This window comes from Deltaproteobacteria bacterium HGW-Deltaproteobacteria-2, assembly GCA_002840505.1.
GTDB lineage: Bacteria > Desulfobacterota > Syntrophia > Syntrophales > Smithellaceae > Smithella.
In genome coordinates, this window is the sequence record PHBC01000001.1 from 357,624 (window position 1) to 375,781 (window position 18,158).

Consider the following 18,158-nt stretch of genomic DNA (forward strand, 5'->3'; position numbering starts at 1 on the left):
TCAAACGCAAAACAACATGATATAATTAATATCTTAAAAATCAACTTGATTTACTTCTGATTAATTCATTTATGTTGTTTGTTATAGAACAGGTATCCTTATAGTAAATGTTGTTCCCTTTCCTACTTCACTTTTAACTGTAATATCCCCCTTATGTCTCTGGATTATTTCATAGGTAATGCTTAAGCCCAAGCCTGTTCCCTTACCAATATCTTTAGTAGTAAAGAAAGGCTCAAATATCTTACCGATGTTCTTCTCGGAAATTCCACGGCCAGTATCAGACACCGCCATCCATATTGATTGGTCTTTATCCCATGTTTTAATTGTAATTTCACCTTGTTCTTCAATGGAATTAACGGCATTGATTAAAAGATTTACAATTACTTGATTTATCTGATGAGGATGACATTTAGTAAGAGACAGAGTGCCATAGTCCTTTTTCAGGATAGCTTTATATTTTAATTCGGGCCAGACTATACTGACGGCACTTTCGATACATTCATTGATGTCCGCTTCTTTATATTCTTCTTCATCCATTCTGGAAAAGCAATTAAGTTCGTGAATGATCTTTTTCATCCTTTCCGAACCATCAACAGATTCCTCGATAAGTTCTTTTACGTCCTTAATAACATAATCAAGTTTTAATTCCATCCGCTTTTCTTTAATTTTCTCGACCACATCCTCAGTCTTAAGAGATTCAATCACCTCCGACTGGGTTTGGATAAAATCAACTAATCGATTAATATACTTATCGAGCGTCCCCAAATTACTGGAGATAAATGCCAGGGGATTATTGATTTCGTGAGCCACACCGGCAGCCAGCTGGCCGATGGAAGCCATCTTCTCCTGCTGCAGAATCTTCAATTGAGAGGCTTTTAATTCTTCGTAGGTTTTACCAAGTTTTTCCAGGGCAAGTTGAATCTTTTCTCTGCTTTCATCAATTTCCTTGTTTTTCGTAATCAGCTCTTCCTGATTCATTTTTAAGGCATACTCCAGTTGTCTGCGTTTGGTGACATCCCGGGAAATGCCCCTGAATCCGATCAGTATTCCTTCAATATCTCTTATAACAGAAATAGACGTTTCAAAGATTAATTTAGTTCCGTCTTTTCTGGTAGCTTCCATATCCAGGATATTTACCGTTTTGTAACTTTTATCCACGGCATCTTTCAGCGTTCTAATGGTTGTTTCGTCTACAAGGTGCCAATATCTCTTGCCGATTAATTCTTCTCTGGTATATCCGACTAAATGACACATCGCATCATTAATAAAAGTAAATTTGCCAACCATATCAGTCTCATAATAAGCTTCTTCGATATCTTTAAGAATAAAGCGTCGTTTATCTTCGCTCTCGCGTAGAGCTTCTTCTATTTTTTTACGTTCAGTGCGCTTTCGACCGGGTTTTTTACGTTCGACCACTTGTTCCATTTTACCCTCATAAACAAATAATTGCTCTTTCCAGATAATGAATAAACTTTAGCAATTTACTAATGAGTTTCTGCCTTGAAGAACATAAATTTCCAGTTAAAGATCTTCCCCGGCAGGTATTTTATCCTCAAGAATAATCCCGGCAGATGTGTCGGGAAGTACTTCCACATCGCGCAATTTATTCTGTATAGTTTTTGATTTTTTGCGCGCATCATCCACGGAGCTGGCGGCTTGTTCCAACCGCTTATGCACAGCATCCAGTGTGTCGCCAAATCTGCCGAACGCTGATTTAACTTCACCCAGCACTTTCCATACTTCACTGGAACGTTTCTGAATAGCCAGCGTGCGGAAACCCATCTGCAAACTGTTTAAAAGTGCCGCAAAAGTGGTAGGACCGGTAACAACGATATGATGTTCTCGCTGCAGAACGGCAACCAAAGCCGTACGGCGGATGACCTCAGCGTAGAGCCCTTCCGAAGGCAGAAACATAATGCCGAAATCAGTCGTTTTGGGCGGCGCGAGATATTTTTGAGAAATGTCTTTGGCAGCTTTTTTTATACTCCCCTCAAGCTGACGGACAGCGCTGTCCACGGCGACGGCATCCGCCCGTTCCTGCGCGTCCAGCAGACGCTGATAATCTTCCACCGGAAATTTCGCATCTACCGGAATCAGCACGGAATCAGCGGGCGAATCGCTCTGACCGGGAAGCTTGATGGCGAATTCGACAAAATCGCTCCCATTTTCCTGTATCTTAACATTCTTTAAATATTGTTCAGGAGAAAGGATTTCTTCCAGAAGCGCGCCTAATTGCACCTCTCCCCATGTGCCGCGTATCTTGACATTGGTCAGCACCTTCTGCAAATTGCCCACATCGGCGGCCAGATTGCGCATGTCGCCCAATCCCTGATGCACCTGTTCCAGCCGATCACTCACCAGTTTAAAAGCTTCGCCTAATCTGGTTTCCAGAGTATTGTGCAGTTTTTCATTGACTGTCTCGCGCATCAGTTCGAGCTGGCGGGTATTATCTTCCTGAATCTGCTTGAGCTTCTCATCAACAACCAGCCGGACAGCTTCTATTTTCTTTTCAGTGGCAGCGGTCAGTTCTGCCAGACGCATCTGCACCGAACCCTCAAATGATTTAAATGACTGGGCCAGCTCGGTTCGTTCCTGCTGTGCCTGTACCTGCACCTCCGCGCGCGAACGCGCGATTTCTTCGCGCACCGAGCGATCGGTTCGTTCCTGAAAATCCCGCAGATTGTCCAGCCTGCTCACAAGGTTCGCAAAATCAAGAGAGCCGCGCGAGGCTCGCCAGTATAACAAAACGAAACCGGCGATTATCAGGACTATAATTATTATTAGAAATACTTCCATTTTTTCTCCGCAACCAGCCGGATGAAATTTATCCGTAAAGCGCATATCCTGAGAATGACGGCTGAATATATCGGTTCAGATACTGGTGTGTCAAGCGAAATGACCGGAGCTGATGCCGTTTCATCAGATGGCATCTTTATCACGCCAAGACCTTGTATTGATTAAGGAACATATTTGTAAGTTGCATAATTTACGGCTTTTGGGTATAAAATCGGGCGTCCGCCTGATTAGGCGGATTAAAATATTTTCTTATATTAAGGTTGAACATGGCGAGCAGAATTGAAGTTGGTTTCAAAAACGGCATTCGCGACGCTTTAGGCGAAAAAGTAAAGAGGCGGATTATCGATAACATTTCCCTGCCGGTTGAGAAAGTAAGCACCGTTGAAGTTTATACAGTCACCGGTGATTTGAACAAAGATGAATTAAAAGAAGCTGCGTCCGGTCCTCTTTCCGACCATGTAATTCAAGACTTTTCCATAAACATTCCGCTGACCGGTGATTTCGATTGGCTAATCGAAGTCGGCTTTAGACCCGGTGTCACCGATAATGTAGGCAAAACCGCCCGGGAAGCAATTGAACTACTGCTAGGCAACAATATCGGTTCACGTAAAATTGGCGTTTATACTTCCCGCCAATACCGGATCTGCGGAAAAATCACCAAAAATGATGCTGAAAAAATCGCTTCCGGTCTTTTAGCCAACGATTTAATCGAGCGCTATCAAATCGTTTCTAAAAATGACTTTGATTTTGCTTGCGGAATGCCGGTTTATATCCCGCAAGTATCAGGCAAGGCGGATCTCGCAGTGGAAGAAATCAATCTGACCGCAGCCGGCAATGATGAACTTTTAAAAATCAGCAGGGATCGGATCCTGGCCTTAAATCTGACGGAAATGAAAGCAATGCGTGATTATTTTCGCAACAAAAAAACGGTCGGCACAAGAAATAAAATGGGGCTTGGCGAGAACATTACGGATGTCGAACTGGAATGTCTGGCGCAAACCTGGTCGGAACATTGCAAGCATAAAATATTTAACAGTCTGATCAACTACAGCGACGGGAAAAAGAAACAAACAATTAATTCTCTCTTTAAAACTTATATTAAAGACTCCACAACAAAAATACGCAAAGCCAAGGGCAGGAAAGATTTTTGTCTTTCTGTTTTTGTCGATAATGCCGGTATAATTAAATTCAACGATGATTTTAATCTGGTTTTTAAAGTAGAAACGCATAATTCACCTTCCGCTCTTGATCCCTATGGTGGAGCGCTTACCGGCATTGTTGGCGTCAACCGCGATCCATTTGGCACAGGCCTCGGAGCAAAGCTGATTTTCAATACCGATGTTTTTTGTTTTGCTTCTCCTTTTCATAAAAAGAAACTGCCGCCGCGCATTCTCCATCCGCGCCGAATTTATGAAGGAGTACGCGAAGGCGTCGAACACGGAGGGAATAAAAGCGGCATCCCCACTGTCAACGGCAGTATTGTATTTGATGAACGATTCCTGGGTAAGCCCCTTGTTTACTGCGGTACAGCCGGAATAATGCCCGCACGGATCAAGGGAAAAACAACGCATCAAAAAGAAATCAAACCGGGCGACCTGATCGTCATGACAGGCGGTCGCATCGGCAAGGACGGCATTCACGGAGCGACTTTTTCTTCTGAGGAGCTGCACGAAGGATCACCGGTAACGGCAGTGCAGATCGGTGATCCGATCACTCAAAAAAAAATGACCGATTTTCTGCTTGTCGCCCGTGATCGCGGACTTTATCGCGCCATTACTGATAATGGAGCCGGTGGACTTTCCTCTTCCATTGGCGAAATGGCGACTTACTCCGGAGGATGCGAATTCGATCTGATTCATGCACCTTTAAAATACGCAGGCCTTCAGCCTTGGGAGATTCTTGTCTCTGAAGCACAGGAACGCATGACGCTGGCTGTTGATCCTCGAAAAATAAAGTCCTTTCTGGAACTGGCGAAAAAGATGGGTGTGGAAGCAACTGTTCTGGGTAAATTTACCGCCTCCGGTAATTTTCATGTCCTCTTTGGCGGAAAAACTGTTGCCTGCCTCGAAATGGAATTTCTCCATGCCGGCGTTCCCCAAATGACACTTACGGCAAAATGGAAACAACCTAAAAATAAAGAACCGCGTTTTGCACCGCCATCTGATCTGGGCAAGGCGCTCATGGAAATGCTTTCCCGTTTAAATATATGCTCAAAAGAATCGGTGGTGCGTCAATACGATCACGAAGTTCAGGGAGGCAGTGTAATTAAGCCTTTGGTAGGCGCCGAAAATGACGGACCTTCCGATGCCGCAATAATCAGGCCTATTCTGGATTCCATGGAAGGAGTTGTCGTAGCGCATGGTATTTGTCCGCGTTACAGCGATATTGATACTTATCACATGACCGCCTGTGCCATGGACGAAGCAATCCGCAATGCCGTGGCCGTAGGCGCCGATATTGACCATCTGGCCGGTCTCGATAATTTCTGCTGGTGTGATCCCGTGAAGTCCGCAAAAACACCCGACGGCGAATATAAACTGGCGCAACTGGTGCGTGCTAATATGGCTATCTACGATTATACAACAGCTTATGGCGTTCCTTGTATTTCCGGCAAGGACAGCATGAAAAACGATTACCAGATAGGCAAAACGAAAATATCTATTCCTCCGACGCTTCTTTTTTCCGTTATCGGTAAAATTAAAGATGCAAGAAAAGCCGTTACTATGGATGCCAAACGCCCGCAGGATCTGGTTTATATCATCGGTGAAACCAAAGATGAATTAGGCGGTTCGGAGTGGTTTGCATCGCAAAAAGTCATCGGCAATAATGTTCCACGGGTCATTGCCGCAAAAGCGATAAAAACATACAGGGCATTACATAAGGCTATGCAGTCCGGTATTATCGCTTCCTGCCACGACTGCTCCGACGGTGGACTCGCTGTTGCACTGGCTGAAGTAGCTTTTGCCGGTGGCCTGGGAATGAATATTGATCTAAACTTTGTTCCTTACCGGGGCAAAAAGAGAAATGATTACATTTTATTTTCGGAAACGGCCAGCCGTTTTGTAGTTACAGTACATCCGGAAGATCAAGGAAAGTTTGAAAATATCATGGCCGGAAACATCAGCAGCGAAATCGGCTTTATCACCAGCGACGGTTTATTTCAGGTAACCGGTCTGGACGGAAAATTAATTATCAAAGAAAAAATACGCAAACTCAAAGATGCTTGGCAAAAGCCTCTTAATTTTTAAAAGCAGGATTGATTCTATGCCCCGCAAAGTAAAAGCAATCGTCTTGACCGGAAACGGTACAAACTGTGAAATGGAAATGGCTCAAGCCTGCAAATTGTCCGGCGCCGATGTCGTTGATATTGTGCATATCAGTGAATTGCTTTACGGAGAGCGTCGTCTGGAGGATTATTCTTTTCTCAATCTACCGGGCGGCTTTCTTGATGGCGACGATCTTGGCTCAGCAAAAGCCGGCACCAACCGTTTCCTGCACGCCAGTATCAAAGGCCACAAGGAAATGCTCTTCGCTCAGTTACTTAAATTCATCAATGCCGGAAATTTAATTTTAGGTGTTTGTAACGGCTTTCAGCTGATGATCAAACTCGGATTACTTCCGGCCCTGGAGGGCAATTACGGCAGGCAGAGCGCTACCCTGACCCATAATGACTCCGGACGCTTTGAAGACCGCTGGGCTTATCTGAAAGCAAACGCGCAAAGCCCCTGTATTTATACAAAAGGTATTGATATATTGTATTTGCCTGTCCGGCACGGCGAAGGTAAATTTATCCCGGAGAGTTCTTCCGTTCTTCAACGAATCGAAAAGAAAAATATTTTGGCGCTCCAATACTGCTCCAAAAGCGGCCAGCCGACCGGCAACTATCCGGCCAATCCGAACGGATCAGTAAATGCCATTGCCGGAGTGTGTAACGAATCCGGCCGGCTTTTCGGCCTGATGCCTCATCCTGAAGCTTATTTGTACCGGACAAATCATCCACGCTGGACCAGGGAAAAACTACCGGAAGAAGGGCAAGGTCTGACAATGTTTCGTAACGCAATAAATTTTATCCGTAGCAAAGAATTTTAATTGCTGGTACGGCCCCACGACGCAAGTTGCGGGGCATTAAACTCCGCCTATGCGTGATAGTTCGACCAACGCTTCGTTTTCGGAATTAAAATTTCAATAATAATTATTTCCTGCCTCTGTAGTACTGAATTTCGCCGGGCGCATCTATAATTTGCTTAAATTCTCTTTCGGCGACGGCAGTTGCGGTTGGATTGGTGTGGTCAAAAATAATCTGACGAACAGCATCCTCGTCAATAAAATTGAGGTCACTTTCTTTCAGTTGCAGCAAAGTCAGCACTTTCTCAGTCTCTTTCGTGGAGACAACAAAAATAACCTTTTCGTACCATTTGTCATAAAATTCATCGAGAGTAAAACTGATATCGCCTCTCCAGGGATCGGCCAGAAATATGTGCCCTTTATAGATTCCTCTAAAAACGACAAAATGACGGTAATCGAAAATTTTTATAGGAATTATACAGGGTGTGTTGAGAGTTTTCAAATCCTCGATATCAACTTTGTAACCATCGCCCTGGTAACCCAGTACCTTAACGAACTTTTTCATGTCCAGAAGAGAGAAAGCCTGGCGTTTTGTTATCTGCTCGATATCACCGTAACGGATAAGCCCCTGAATAACCTGCTTTTCGGTAAAATTTTCCCCAAGATAAAAATTGAGAAGAATAGCAAGAGCGGCAGAACCACAGCTGAAATCATAGCTTTGTTTAATGAGATGAGTTTTTTTGATTTCCGAAAGCGGATTAATATAAGCCCGGATATAACCAGGTCCGGGTCCGGGTACGGCAATATTGATCTCCGATTTTGGTTGCTCCCTGACAGTATAAACACTACTGGTAAAACCCACCACAATTGCAAATATGGCGGCAATTACTAATGCACCCATTAAGCTCCTTATGTTTTATGACTATTGATGCCGTCACTTACTTCGAAAATCAAGCAGAAGAAAAAGCTGAATACCTCGGCCCGTCAATTATTTCTTTTTTTTTTAATCTGTGAATTTAGCGGCTATTTTTTTAGAGTGAGTAGAGCGTCACAATAGCCATCTTCACGACGGCACCATCAACCGCAACCGGACCAATTCCGTTAAAAAGGTCATCAATTTGAAAGTCATTGATCCTTATTGATCCCGACAGTGGAAGATTTAAACTCAAATATGTTTTACCACTTAGGGTGCCGACATCTATAGTGGCCGGATAGTCGGTTTCCCCCGGAACATTGTATAAACTGGGATTATAAAGACCTATACTGAGATTGCCGCTTCCGACCCAGGTTGAAGGCGTCTGTACAGTGCCGCTGAAGCTATTGCAAGCATATATTCCCGACAACCTAAATTCATTCGATGAATTCGCCGGCTTATAACGATATTCCAGCGTGTTCACATACAAATTCATCGAGGCGTAAAGATCAATCCCTCCGGTGTGACCTCCCAAACGGATAAAAGGAGTATCTCCCATGGTAAAGTCGTTTGTATTGCCTGGAGGAGAATAGCCCGGGGTGGGACTTGCTCCACCGGTCAGAGTTCTGCCCATGAAAATACCTCTGATATAAAGATCGCCCAAAATCCTGTCATTAGCGCCATCTTCGATATAGATACCCTTGCTGGTTAAACCCATTGCATTATAAATATTCAAACCACTTATGTTGACCCAGGTTTTTCCGGAAAGTGTCCCGATATCTAATACAATAGTGGAATTTATGTTAACGGGAGACGGATCAGTATAGTTGTCCGCCGTCGTGTTTATAGTCCCATCAATAACCAGATTGGGTAAGACTATTCCTGAAGTTTCTGCAGTCGTAGTAAAAAGGCCGACACTGGTTGCCTTAAGGTAAGCATCGGTATTTAAGGCGATGGTTATTCCGGTCTCAGCATTAATCCGGATGAGATCATCATCACTCATCGCCTGCATTTTTGCACATACGGACGAAGAAAAAAAGAACGAAGAAATTAAGATAAATGCGATAATTTTTATGAAGTTATGTTTTAGCACAAGTCATACCTCATTTTGCCACTCTTTAAAGAGTGAGGTAGAAGAAATTTGCGAACAATTGCCCGTGCTTTTTTGCACATTCCAACATCCGGTCATGATTACTCCGGATTTTTTTCTGCACGCATCAATGAGCGTAAACCATCACTGAACCGCTTACCTGAGTTTTCAGTCCTTTGATATCCAAAACTCCCACTGTCGTAGCATTTGTTACAAGATCAGAACTCGCCGCCAGTATCACTGAAGCAGTAACATTCAAACCCGCCGTGCCGCCGATGCTAACAGTAGGCAAAGAGATGTTAACTCTGGTGGAGCCACCATTTGTGCCGACATCTATATTCATAGGACCGTTTATCACCGCTACATCGCCGGTTATGGTAATACTTCCTATTCCGGCCCAGCCATCACCGGTGTAACCGGTAAAACCGCCTGCGTCACCCCAGGCCATTGAGGTCAGGCTTGTATTGCTTAATGTAAGATTAACGAACTCAATGGTAACACCTTGCTGAGCGATTACTGAACCAAGCTCACTATCGGAAATAGCTGTCCTGGCAAACGATGCCAGAGGTATCATTACAAACACTGCAATAACCGCCAATGCTAAACTTTTTTTCATATTTTCCTCTCGTCGCGATTGTTGTTCCAGTTACAGCGTTTCTTTAAAGTTACAACCCGCTAATGGTTGTTTCTTTTATTTCACCCGGGTGCCTAAAGGGCATGGACAAACCAGTTGCCCATGCCTCTTTTTGCATTTTTTTCATTAACAACGGCTTAAACAAACGCCTTTTAACAAACTTTTTTACAGGCTAAACAAACGCCTTTTGGCCATCAAGTATTAATGGGCGTAAATAACCAGCGTGCCAGCGGGGCTTAAAGTAAGGCCTTTAATGAAAGCAGTGCCTATTGTTGCATTGCCGGCTGCTATGAGTTCCTGATCCGGTGCCAGCTTTAATACTGACGTTATATTTCCACTGATATTGATATTGGGCAACTTGATTGCCACAGCGGTTCTAGCATCAGTTGTATTAGTGCCAACATCGATGTTCAGTGTGCCACTCATAGTAACAGCATCAGGTGACATGTCAACAGAAGCGCCGACCCAGCCTGCACTTGCGTAGCCGGTAAAGCCGTTCCCGTCACCCCAGGAAATCGTTTCAATTTGTACATTTCCTAATGAAAAGCTGGTACCGAAATCAATGGTAACACCTTCCTGAGCGGTTACTGAACTAAGTTCGCTATCGGTGATAGCTGTTTTGGCAAACGACGCAAAAGGCATCATGACAAACAATGCGATAACGGTTAACAACAAAATCTTCTTCATGCTTAATCCTCCTAATTGTTTTGCGCCAGCAAAAGAACCATCATCCACCCCTCTGTAATAAATGCTTCTTTATCCGGCCGCGGTTAAAGAATATAAAGCTAAACCTGCCTCCCTTACTGCAATATTTTACACCCTTCATTCCGGATGTTAGTAAGTATCTTAATGTCTGATCCCCAATTGGGTCTTCATCAATACCCCAGTTGGTCAACGGTCGTATCAGGAATTTTTTGAAAAAATCCCCTTAAATTAGTAGTGGTGTTTCCGTTCTCGTCTGTATAGTTATACTTTGATGCAAACAAGAAAGACATCCGATCGTTGGTAAAGGTAATGGTTTGTCTTGCGCCTAACGTCTGCCGGATCATCACACCATTATTCTGCCCTGTACTGGCAGTTGTCAGTATAGCATTGAGCTGATTCAAGCTTCCGGTTATGGAACCGCTGGCACTCATCGTTCCAAAATCTATATAATTAAGTCTACGGTCGGTGCTACTGGAAATGTTATCAAAGCCAACCTGCAAAAATAATCCTTTTAAAACGAGCGGAACAGCGCTGGCACTGGTATACTGATTGGAACCGCCAAAATAAAAGTTCGTTATATCATAATCCCAGCCGTTACCACCGTTATTCCAATAGCCGATTTTGAAAGAGTCAATATGGGCTAGTACATCCACCCTGGCACCTAGATTCACAGTGATTACATTCTGGCTGCCATACTGATTAGAGGTTTGAGTTATACTTAAAAAAGCCTGGGCGTTGGTTGCGGAGAGCTCATCATCAGACATTATCTTTTTTTCCACAAAGTTGATTGATTTGGTTTTTTCAAACTTAGAATCATCAATTATCTTCGTTGGCGCAAAGCTTGTTGACGATGATACAAAAAGAAGGATTAACGCGGTTAGCAGGACAAACAAACCCCGACTGAGCAAGAGCAACTTTATTCTCGTTGGCTTACTATTCATTTTCATTTCTGGACAGGCTCCTAATGCTTCTAAAACTGATCCGGAAATTTATACATCTCAATTGTTGAAGTTTTATTCACGTTACCATATATTCGTGAAAATCGAATGTCAAGCTTAAATTTATTATTTTTTATATGGCCACCGCAACAAAACAAAACCACAGGATATTTCGACTAACAATTTTTCGTTTCATTATGGAAATTATATTTTCACAAACAAAAAAAAACGTTAATAATAGCAATTTTAACATGTTCATCGGTAACTGATGGTGGCGCCACAGGGTGATATCTATGGTAAATGGAGCAGAAAAACCACTTCATCTTTAATAGCGACAGTGTTAATAAATTTTCTTCTCACATTTTTTCTATAACTAATTTAGTGTATTATAAAAACATATTTTATATCTTTTGGCTATTGTACCTTGGTACAATTTTTTTATTTTGCTTTTTTAACTTTTTATAAAAAAAGATTTACGCCGCTGACGCCATGCTTTTCGTAAAACTGGCGCATCAGATACTCCTTCTTTCTATTTTCAGCAGCTCTTCGCTTTTTTCTGTCTCCAAACGTAGACGGCGATCAAAACGGCACTGAAGAGAATCACGCCAATGACGGCCTGGTGTGAGTACTTCAGGATGAGTGCCTGCTCTTTGCCGATAAAGTATCCGATCCAGGCCAGAATCGTACACCACATCCCGGCACCGGCAAGGGTGTAAAGAGAAAAGCGGAGATGATTCATCCCGGCGATACCGGCCGGAATGGAGATCAGGTGGCGAATGACGGGCAGCAGGCGGCCGATGAAGGTCGAAATCTCGCCATGCTTCAGAAAGAAACTTTCTACTTTTGCGAACTTTTTCTCGGTTATCCAGAAATATTTGCCATATTTCAGCACCAGGGGCCGTCCCAGCCAGCGGGAGACAAAGTAGTTGGCATAGGCGCCGACAAGGCTGCCGAGAGTACCCATAATGATGGCTATCCAGATATTCATCTGCCCTTGATGGGCGAGGTAGCCGGCAGGTGGCATAACAAACTCACTGGGCACCGGGATAATGGAACTTTCCATGGCCATCAGGACGAAAATGCCGGGGTAACCCATGGCATTCAGGGTATTAAGAAGGGCGTTGATAAGTTCGTGCATTCAGTTATCCTTTCAGATGGATTGGAACAAAACATAAAATGTATAGCAGCAAAAGCTCCCAGGGCAAACAAAAGTGAATCGCCGGGCAAAGCTGGTGTTACTGTAAGGCCTGTTTCACAGAAAATAACTAAAAAAATAATAACATACGCCCGAATACCAAAACCTTGGATATTTACCGGCAAATACTTATCCAAATGAATAAAAAAATCTATAAAATAAATGATTATGTCCATAAATAATTATGTTATACTGAAAATACAAAGAATAATAAATTTTTATAAAATGATCATATTCAAGAAGAACAAAAATTGTCAACATTAAAAAGATTTTAGTTGTTCTATTAATACTTTCCTTAAAGAGCGAATTTAAATGACTAAAGATCAAAACATCAAATATTTATTTGAGCCGCAGTCAATTGCCATTATTGGAGCTTCCAATGATAAGGGCAAGATTGGCAACGCGGTAATCAGCAACATCATCAAAGGCGGCTATAAGAATAAAATTTTCCCGATTAATCCCAAGGGCGGAGAAATTGAAGGCATTAAAGCATACAAAAGCATATCAGATGTGCAGGATGACGTTGATATCGCCTGTATTACAATTCCAGCGAAATTTGTTCTGGACTCCGTAAAAGAATGCGCGGCCAAAGGCGTAAAATACGCTATTGTAATAACTTCCGGCTTCTCCGAAATTGGTAAAATAGAAGAAGAGCGAAAACTGGTTGAAGCCGCCCGGGAGAAAGGAATGCGTATTCTGGGACCGAATGTTTTCGGCATCTTCACTGCAGAGGTATCGTTAAACTCAACTTTTGCCGGCAGTGTTATTCCTTCCGGCAATCTGGGCATCATTACCCAGAGCGGCGCTTTAGGTCTGGCCATGATCGGACAAGCCACTGTCGGCAATGTCGGCCTTTCGGCAATTGTTTCCGTGGGAAATAAATCCGACGTTGATGAAGGCGACCTTTTAGAATACATGATAACTCAAGACCGGACGAAAGTTATCCTCATTTATATGGAAGGGGTGCGCGAAGGAGAGCGGTTGGTCGAAACACTCAAGCGCGCCAGCAAAATAAAACCAGTCGTCATCATCAAGTCCGGACGGTCCACGCGGGGAGCAATGGCTGCGGCATCACATACAGGCTCGCTGGCCGGCTCCGACGCTGTATTTAACGATATAATCAAGCAATGCGGAGCGCTGCGAGCTGAAAATATGACGGAAGCTTTTGAATGGAGCAAGTTTCTTGCCAACAATCCACTTCCGGCCGGCGAAAACACAGTTATCATTACCAATGGCGGCGGAGCAGGAGTTATGGCCACTGATGCCTGCGAAAAATATAATGTAAAACTTTATGATGATTTCAACCATCTGAAAACAATTTTCTCGCCGGCCACACCGGAGTTCGGCTCGACAAAAAATCCGATAGATATAACCGGTCAGGCCAAAGCTGAAGATTACATAAAAGCTTTTAACGCGGCTCTGCATGACCCTGAAATTCATTCCGTAATTGGAGTTTTTTGTGAAAGTTCCCGTTTTACAAATAAAGATCTGGACATGGCCGTGGAACAAAACTACCGGCAATTTAAAGCTGCCGGTAAGCCCATTGTCTTTGGTTTATTGGGAGGTGAAACAGTTGCTGACTATACCAGAGAGGCGCGCCGGAAAAATATCCCGGTTTATGAAGATGTTTATGCAGGTGTAGAATCTCTGGGCGCGATGTATTCCTATAAACGATATGCTGAAGAAAAAGAAGATGAAGTTACCGATTTTAAATTCGATGCGACAGCCATTGACAATATTTTGGGGAATGCCCGTAAAGAAGGCCGGTCGTTTCTATTTGCCCATGAAGGTCAGGACGTAATGAAAATTATCGGTATTTCTGTTCCTAAAAGCATTGTTGCCGCGAATATCGAAGGCGCCGTAAAAAGTGCCGCAGACATTGGCTACCCGGTAGTTATGAAAGTTGTTTCCAAAGATATTTTGCATAAGAGTGATGCCGGCGGCATCGCCCTCGATCTGGATAATGAAAATGAAGTAATTTCCGCCTATGAAGCGATCATGCGCAATTGCCGGGCTAACGTACCCCGCGCCGTTATCGAAGGTGTGGCAATATCGGAAATGGTACCTAATGGAACGGAAATGATTGTCGGGGCAAGAATCGACGGTTCTTTCGGCCCGACTGTAATGGTTGGCTTAGGCGGAATATATGTGGAAGTAATGAAAGATGTTTCTTTTCGTGCTGTTCCTTTGGGAAGACGGGAAATAATGGAGATGATCAAAGAAATTCGCTCTTATCCTTTGCTTCTGGGAGTGCGCGGCGAGAAGATACGCGACATAAACACTCTTGTGGATACAATAATCAAGATCGGGTCTGTAATCCGCAATTGCAAAGGAATTTCCGATATTGAAATTAATCCTCTTGTTCTTTATGAACAAGGTATGGGCGCAAAGGCCGTGGACGTAAGAATAATACTTTCAAGAGAAGAGAGGTGAAATAAATGGATAAGCTAGTCGTAACATCAATGCGGCAGAGCGCGGGTAAAACAAGCGTTATTATTGGTCTGGCCAAGGCATTGAACAGGAAAGCCGGATATATGAAGCCTTTCGGTGAAAGACTGATCTACCGCAAAAAGAAATTGTGGGACTATGATGCCGCATTGATAGCCAATATATTTGAAATAGAAGAAAGCGGCGAAAATATGAGCATTGGCTTCCATCCTGCCAAACTTATGTCCATGCTGGACGAAGAAATGACTAAACAAAAGTTACTTGAGCTTATGTCCAATGTCGGCAATAAAAAAGATGTCGTTTTTATCGAAGCGGGAAAAGATATCACTTACGGCTCGTCCGTTTATCTGGATGCTATTTCTTTGTCTCAATATTTAGATGCCGGTTTACTGGTAGTGGCCAGCGGCAATGAAGACACAATTTTTGACGATATCATTTTTTTAAAAAAACGTGTCCGGATGGAGCAGGCAACACTCAAGGGCGTCATCATCAATAAAGTTGCCAACATTAACGAATTCAATGAAATTTACCTGCCCAAAATACAACAATTGGGCGTAAACGTGCTGGGTGTAATTCCCTATTATAAAGAATTACCTTTCTTTTCCGTGAACTATCTGGCTGACCGGTTGTTTGCCAAAATTATTGCCGGAGAAAACAATTTAAACGGCATAGTGGAAAATGTCTTTATCGGTTCGGTTTCCGCAAGCGCTGTTTGCAAAGAGCCGTTGTTTCAAACGAAAAATAAAATCGTTATCACCAGCGGCGACCGCAGCGATATGATTATCGCGGCGCTGGACAGTCAGTCGACAGCTATTGTTTTGACAAATAATATTTTGCCGCCATCTAATATCATTGCCAAAGCCGAAAAGATGGGCATTCCCTTACTTTTAGTTTCTCTGGATTCCTATCAGACGGCCAAACAAATAGATGATCTGGAAGCGCTGCCGACAAAAGATGATAAAGAAAAAATCGCTTTAATTGAGAAGATGATCAGCGATCATGTGGATATTAAAAAACTTCAATTGGCAAAATAATTTAACAACAACCCAATTCAAGCGTAAGGCATGAAACAGGAAAAAACAAAGCAAGAGGATGTCCCGTCATCACAAAAACTCAATCAATTTGCTGATACAGAAGAAAGAGGATCTAAGATAAGAAGAGATTATATCCATAATCTCTTCTTTATTTTTGCCATCTTCATTGCAGGCATTATTGCTTATTCCAATTCGTTTGACTGTTCATTTCATTTTGACGACGCTAATTTTTTCGAAAAAATTGATATGATAGGTTCAGCAGGAATAAGCGACTGGCTTAAGCTTTTTCCCAGCCGCCCTGTCGGCACCTTGACGTTTGCTCTTAACTATCATTTTCATCGTCTTGATGTCTGGGGATATCATCTGGTTAACCTGATCATCCACCTGACGAATGCACTACTCATCTGGTGGCTGACCTGGCTGACTTTGTCTACTCCCGTCATGAAGACCTCCGAAATCAGCAGATATAAAACAATGCTGGCCTTTTTGACCGGCATGCTTTTCGTAACCCATCCCCTGGCTACACAATCAGTAACATATATAGCCCAGCGTTTTGCCTCGCTGGCCACACTATTTTATCTTTTATCCTTAATTCTCTTCATCCAGGGAAAGCTCTGGCAGGGAAACAAGAATATACCGAAGCTTTTATTCGGCGGTTCGCTCATGACTGCTGTTTTGGGTATGCTCACCAAGGAGATTGTCTTTACTTTGCCCTTCGCTATTCTCTTATATGATTACTGTTTTCTTAAGACCGTTCCCTGGACGCTGGAAAGAAAGGATCATAGCGTTATCCTTTCCTTTATTATGCTGGTAATCTTTATTCTCTTGTTTTTCATGCTTTCCTCTGTGAGGAATCCATTCGATACTGTACCTCCTGACCAGGGATATTCCTATTCCATATCCATGAAAGAATATTTTTTTACTCAGTTCAGGGTTATCCTGACCTACATTCGCTTGTTCATTCTGCCGATTAATCAAAACCTGGATTACGATTACCAGATTTCCACCGGTTTCTTTCAGCTAAAAACTTTTTTAAGTTTTTCCATTTTGCTTGGCATTTTAGCGGCGGGGATTTTGCTGTTTAAAAAGTACCGGCTGATTTCCTTCGGGATATTCTGGTTTTTCCTCACTATGTCCGTGGAGTCGAGCATCATTCCGATTTCCCAGAATGTAATCTTCGAGCACCGTACCTATCTGCCCGGTTTTGGCTTCTTTCTGGTTTTGACCGGCGTATTTTTTTATTTCTTCAGGGAAAGATACATAAGAATTGCGGTGATTATTCTGCTGATAATTGCTTCTATCAATACTGTATTAACGTATCAGCGCAATGAAATCTGGAAAAGCGAATATACCTTATGGTCTGATTGCATAAAAAAATCCCCGGATAAGGCCAGAACGAATAATAATTTCGGCCTTATCCTGTTTGGCGAAGGAAAAATTAAGGAGGCTATTGATCATTACAACAAGGCCCTCAGCATAACACCGTATTACGTCCCACCATACTACAATCGAGGAAATGCTTACGCTGAGCTCGGCCAGTATCAACTGGCTTTTGAAGATTATAATCAGGCTATCCGTCTCCAGCCTGATTATGCCGAGGCCTATTACAATAGAGGATCTGCCTACTCTAAATTCGGCCAGAACCAACTGGCCATTGATGATTTCAATAAAGCCATTGCTTTAAATCCAAATTATACAAAAGCCTACAACAACAGGGGCATTACTTATGGCAAGCTCGGCCAGTATCAGCGCGCTATTGAAAACTTTAACAAAGCCATAAGTCTGGACCATAATAATACCAAGCTCTATAACAACAGAGGGTTTGCTTATGCTAAACTCGGCCAGTATCAGCGCGCCATTGAGGACTATAATGAAGCAATCCGCCTGAAGCCGGATTATGCTATGGCTTACAACAACAGAGGATTTGCTTATGATAAACTTGGCCTGCATCAGCGAGCCATTGAGGACTATGAAACGGCTCTAGGTCTGAAATCGGATAACGCAGACCTCCGCAGAGCATTACGACTGGCGCCGAAAATAGAAAAGCGTTAAAGTGATGAATGCGTAAAGTAAATATAAAAATTCATTTGCTCACTAAAATAAAATTATTGAAAATAAGATAATTCAAACCGATGTTAAATAAGATAAACATTAATCCTCAAAAAAAGAACCTGATTGTTTATATTTTTCTGGTTATTGTCACGATTGCCGTCTACTGGCAGGTGAATCAACATGATTTTATTAATTGCGATGATTCTGTCTATGTTACAGAGAACCTTCATGTCCAGTCCGGAATCACGCTGGATGGAATTCGCTGGGCCTTCAGCACAACCTATGCTG

14 protein-coding genes and 1 pseudogene are annotated in these 18,158 nt (G+C 42.9%); 6 read left to right on the forward strand and 9 right to left on the reverse strand.

Annotated features, from left to right (window positions below; genetic code table 11):
* Nucleotides 1-81 precede the first annotated feature (81 nt).
* Nucleotides 82-1,425 carry a peptidylprolyl isomerase gene (locus tag CVU62_01640; protein ID PKN38928.1) on the reverse strand — a complete coding sequence of 448 codons (1,344 nt, stop codon included), beginning with the start codon at nucleotides 1,423-1,425 and terminating at the stop codon, nucleotides 82-84.
* A 96-nt stretch (nucleotides 1,426-1,521) separates the two neighbouring features.
* Nucleotides 1,522-2,796 (reverse strand): DNA recombination protein RmuC, encoded by a 1,275-nt coding sequence (locus tag CVU62_01645; GenBank protein PKN38929.1) that lies wholly within the window; start codon nucleotides 2,794-2,796, stop codon nucleotides 1,522-1,524.
* 266 nt (nucleotides 2,797-3,062) lie between these two features.
* Here CVU62_01645 and CVU62_01650 point away from each other — a divergent pair, with 266 nt between their 5' ends.
* A complete protein-coding gene (locus CVU62_01650; protein ID PKN38930.1) occupies nucleotides 3,063-6,044 on the forward strand; it encodes a phosphoribosylformylglycinamidine synthase in 2,982 nt (993 codons plus the stop codon).
* 16 nt (nucleotides 6,045-6,060) lie between these two features.
* On the forward strand, nucleotides 6,061-6,885 hold the full coding sequence (locus CVU62_01655; GenBank protein ID PKN39442.1) for a phosphoribosylformylglycinamidine synthase: 825 nt from the start codon (nucleotides 6,061-6,063) through the stop codon (nucleotides 6,883-6,885).
* Between the two features lie 103 nt (nucleotides 6,886-6,988).
* Here CVU62_01655 and CVU62_01660 read toward each other — a convergent pair whose 3' ends face one another.
* The 7 genes and pseudogenes from CVU62_01660 to CVU62_01690 all read right to left on the reverse strand — a co-directional run bounded on the left by CVU62_01660 (nucleotide 6,989) and on the right by CVU62_01690 (nucleotide 12,518).
* Entirely contained in the window at nucleotides 6,989-7,762 is a 774-nt protein-coding gene (locus CVU62_01660; GenBank protein ID PKN38931.1) for a peptidase C39, read from the reverse strand.
* A 130-nt stretch (nucleotides 7,763-7,892) separates the two neighbouring features.
* Nucleotides 7,893-8,867 carry a hypothetical protein gene (locus CVU62_01665; protein PKN38932.1) on the reverse strand — a complete coding sequence of 325 codons (975 nt, stop codon included), beginning with the start codon at nucleotides 8,865-8,867 and terminating at the stop codon, nucleotides 7,893-7,895.
* A 124-nt stretch (nucleotides 8,868-8,991) separates the two neighbouring features.
* Nucleotides 8,992-9,480, reverse strand: a complete 489-nt coding sequence (locus tag CVU62_01670) for a hypothetical protein (GenBank protein PKN38933.1) — start codon at nucleotides 9,478-9,480, stop codon at nucleotides 8,992-8,994.
* A gap of 219 nt (nucleotides 9,481-9,699) precedes the next feature.
* Nucleotides 9,700-10,185, reverse strand: a complete 486-nt coding sequence (locus CVU62_01675) for a hypothetical protein (protein ID PKN38934.1) — start codon at nucleotides 10,183-10,185, stop codon at nucleotides 9,700-9,702.
* A gap of 188 nt (nucleotides 10,186-10,373) precedes the next feature.
* Entirely contained in the window at nucleotides 10,374-11,150 is a 777-nt protein-coding gene (locus CVU62_01680; GenBank protein PKN38935.1) for a hypothetical protein, read from the reverse strand.
* A 526-nt stretch (nucleotides 11,151-11,676) separates the two neighbouring features.
* Nucleotides 11,677-12,279, reverse strand: a complete 603-nt coding sequence (locus CVU62_01685; GenBank protein ID PKN38936.1) for a DedA family protein — start codon at nucleotides 12,277-12,279, stop codon at nucleotides 11,677-11,679.
* 44 nt (nucleotides 12,280-12,323) lie between these two features.
* A pseudogene (locus tag CVU62_01690) lies at nucleotides 12,324-12,518 on the reverse strand (hypothetical protein).
* Nucleotides 12,519-12,648: 130 nt separating this feature from the next.
* On the opposite strand from CVU62_01690, the gene CVU62_01695 reads away from it, so the two are divergent.
* From CVU62_01695 to CVU62_01710, 4 genes are all read left to right on the forward strand, one after another.
* Nucleotides 12,649-14,769, forward strand: a complete 2,121-nt coding sequence (locus CVU62_01695) for a CoA-binding protein (protein ID PKN38937.1) — start codon at nucleotides 12,649-12,651, stop codon at nucleotides 14,767-14,769.
* A gap of 5 nt (nucleotides 14,770-14,774) precedes the next feature.
* Complete coding sequence (locus CVU62_01700) at nucleotides 14,775-15,818, forward strand: hypothetical protein (GenBank protein ID PKN38938.1); 1,044 nt, start codon at nucleotides 14,775-14,777, stop codon at nucleotides 15,816-15,818.
* A 30-nt stretch (nucleotides 15,819-15,848) separates the two neighbouring features.
* On the forward strand, nucleotides 15,849-17,870 hold the full coding sequence (locus CVU62_01705; protein PKN38939.1) for a hypothetical protein: 2,022 nt from the start codon (nucleotides 15,849-15,851) through the stop codon (nucleotides 17,868-17,870).
* An 80-nt stretch (nucleotides 17,871-17,950) separates the two neighbouring features.
* A partial coding sequence (locus CVU62_01710) for a hypothetical protein (GenBank protein PKN38940.1) occupies nucleotides 17,951-18,158 on the forward strand: 208 nt, incomplete at its 3' end.

What these genes read in the sequence shown, in the direction of transcription:
- CVU62_01640 (PKN38928.1), bottom strand. Translation starts at nt 1,425, where the DNA reads ATGGAACAAGTGGTCGAACGTAAAAAACCCGGTCGAAAGCGCACTGAA.
- CVU62_01645 (PKN38929.1), bottom strand. Translation starts at nt 2,796, where the DNA reads ATGGAAGTATTTCTAATAATAATTATAGTCCTGATAATCGCCGGTTTC.
- CVU62_01650 (PKN38930.1), top strand. Translation starts at nt 3,063, where the DNA reads ATGGCGAGCAGAATTGAAGTTGGTTTCAAAAACGGCATTCGCGACGCT.
- CVU62_01655 (PKN39442.1), top strand. Translation starts at nt 6,061, where the DNA reads ATGCCCCGCAAAGTAAAAGCAATCGTCTTGACCGGAAACGGTACAAAC.
- CVU62_01660 (PKN38931.1), bottom strand. Translation starts at nt 7,762, where the DNA reads ATGGGTGCATTAGTAATTGCCGCCATATTTGCAATTGTGGTGGGTTTT.
- CVU62_01670 (PKN38933.1), bottom strand. Translation starts at nt 9,480, where the DNA reads ATGAAAAAAAGTTTAGCATTGGCGGTTATTGCAGTGTTTGTAATGATA.
- CVU62_01675 (PKN38934.1), bottom strand. Translation starts at nt 10,185, where the DNA reads ATGAAGAAGATTTTGTTGTTAACCGTTATCGCATTGTTTGTCATGATG.
- CVU62_01680 (PKN38935.1), bottom strand. Translation starts at nt 11,150, where the DNA reads ATGAAAATGAATAGTAAGCCAACGAGAATAAAGTTGCTCTTGCTCAGT.
- CVU62_01685 (PKN38936.1), bottom strand. Translation starts at nt 12,279, where the DNA reads ATGCACGAACTTATCAACGCCCTTCTTAATACCCTGAATGCCATGGGT.
- CVU62_01695 (PKN38937.1), top strand. Translation starts at nt 12,649, where the DNA reads ATGACTAAAGATCAAAACATCAAATATTTATTTGAGCCGCAGTCAATT.
- CVU62_01700 (PKN38938.1), top strand. Translation starts at nt 14,775, where the DNA reads ATGGATAAGCTAGTCGTAACATCAATGCGGCAGAGCGCGGGTAAAACA.
- CVU62_01705 (PKN38939.1), top strand. Translation starts at nt 15,849, where the DNA reads ATGAAACAGGAAAAAACAAAGCAAGAGGATGTCCCGTCATCACAAAAA.